General features: G+C 66.8%; 1 protein-coding gene and 1 pseudogene. One reads left to right on the top strand and one right to left on the bottom strand.

Going from position 1 to position 1824, the window contains the following annotated elements; translation table 11 throughout:
• Nucleotides 1–225 (top strand): annotated as a pseudogene (locus ACOJSF_RS10425) (glutamate--cysteine ligase); the annotation flags it as partial.
• Here the strand turns inward: ACOJSF_RS10425 and ACOJSF_RS10420 are convergent.
• Nucleotides 222–1538 (bottom strand): methyltransferase family protein, encoded by a 1317-nt coding sequence (locus tag ACOJSF_RS10420; protein WP_420142141.1) that lies wholly within the window; start codon nucleotides 1536–1538, stop codon nucleotides 222–224. The pseudogene ACOJSF_RS10425 and the gene ACOJSF_RS10420 overlap by 4 nt on opposite strands.
• Between the last annotated feature and the right edge of the window lie 286 nt (nucleotides 1539–1824).

Genomic DNA, 1824 nt, shown 5'->3' with positions numbered 1-1824 from the left:
GGCGGCAGACTGCGCGACATCGCGAAGGAAGTGCTGGCGATCGCCCATCGCGGGCTTGCGGCGCGTGGCCGCCGGAACGCATCGGGCGACGACGAGACGGGGTTCCTGGAGCCGCTTCACGAGATCGTCCGGTCGGGCAAGGTGCCGGCCGAACGCCTGCTGGCGCGCTATCACGCGCAGTGGGACGGCGACGCCACGGGCATCTACCGCGAGAACCGGTTCTAGGCTTCGGTCGCCACCGGACGCCGCCGCCCGCCGCCCAGCCACGCGAAGAATCGCGGCACAACGCCGTTTCGTGCCATCCAGTCGCTATAGTCGCGATACGCCGGATCGAGGCCCAGATGCCGCTCCTCGGTCTTGGCGCGCCAGTAATAGACCGCGTTGACCGCGCCCAGCAGCAGCGTGTTGCGCACCGCGTCCTGCCAGTCGCCGCTGGCCGGCAGCATCGGCAGCACCGCCAGCCACCAGAACAGGTTCTTCGACAGATAGGCGGGGTGGCGCGACACCGCATACGGCCCGTGCGTCAGGATGCCGCGATGCGTGAGGTTCGAAAAGCGGAAGCCGAACGCCATCGTCGCCCAGGCGTAGATGCCCGTCAGCCCGACCAGCGCCGCGCCCCAGATCGACAATAGCAGCGGGTGCCCCGCCAGCCACGTCGCCCAGCCGTCCGGTCCGGCGGTGCCGCGGTGATAGTCGAGCGGGCCGCCAGTCCCCATCAGGATGAACGGCGGATAGCAGATCAACGCCGCCATCCACGCCGACGCGAACGGATTGGCGGTGCGGATATGCGCGTCGAGCGGCTTGATCGTCAGCACATAGCCGACCGTCGCGAACGCCACGTCGATCATGAACATGAAGGTGATGAGCCACATCGCCATCGCTGCCGGATCGGTGAGAACGAGCGTCATGTCGCCGCGGACGAACGCGCCGAACCCGCCGGGCACGATCGCCAGCATGAACGCCATGAAGAACGCCTTCACCGTCCACGCGCGCGCGTGATGCGCGATCGCCGTCCGGTCGATCGCCTCGTCCAGGCCCATCACCCACGCGCCGAAATGCCAGGTGCCGTCCTTTGGGTCGATCGTCACCCGATCGATCAGGAGAATATAGGGGATCGACAGGACGAACAGCCATGGCGCCGCCGCCTGGAAGCACGCCATCGCAAAGCCGAACATGCCGTCATGATAGACGCGCACGCTGAAATAGATGAGGCCGATCACGCCCCAGGTCAGCCACAGCCCGGCCAGCCGCGTCAGGCTGATCTCGAACGTCTCCCGCCAGGGCCTGGGGTTCGACCAGTCGATCCCGGTCGAGGGGTTGCGATGCACCTTGTCGACCAGCACCGACCACAAAATCATGGGCAGCCCGCAGGCGACCAGATTGGTGATCGCCGAATAGGGACCGTCCATGCCGAAATATTTGGCGATCGCGGTCCAACTCAACAGTCCCGCCAGCCCGGCCAGACCGCAGCCGGTCGAAACCGCCGAGCGGGGACGCGGATCGGCCCGGCCGGCCGCAAGGCGCGCATCGTGATACATATCCGCGGCTCTAGCGGCCGAATGGTAAGCATCGCGTGAAGGACTGCGAGTCGTCGGCGTGACAATATCACGAGAAACCGCCTTGCGGTTGCGGCGACGGGACGCTTTAGTGCGTTGATCCGACTGCTTCTCTTCCCGCTCTTCCGAAAGGCTTCCATGCCCCGCCGCTTTGCGTTCGCTGCCCTGTTGCTCGCATCCACCGCCGCGTCCGCCCAGCAGAGCGGCAATTCGGCGCCCCCGCCGCTTCCCTTTGAGCAGACGATCCCCGCCCCGCGCGACGTCGACT

Source organism: Sphingomonas sp., from assembly GCF_048594985.1.
Lineage (GTDB): Bacteria > Pseudomonadota > Alphaproteobacteria > Sphingomonadales > Sphingomonadaceae > Sphingomonas_I.
This window is presented reverse-complemented; position numbering and strand designations above follow the sequence as displayed.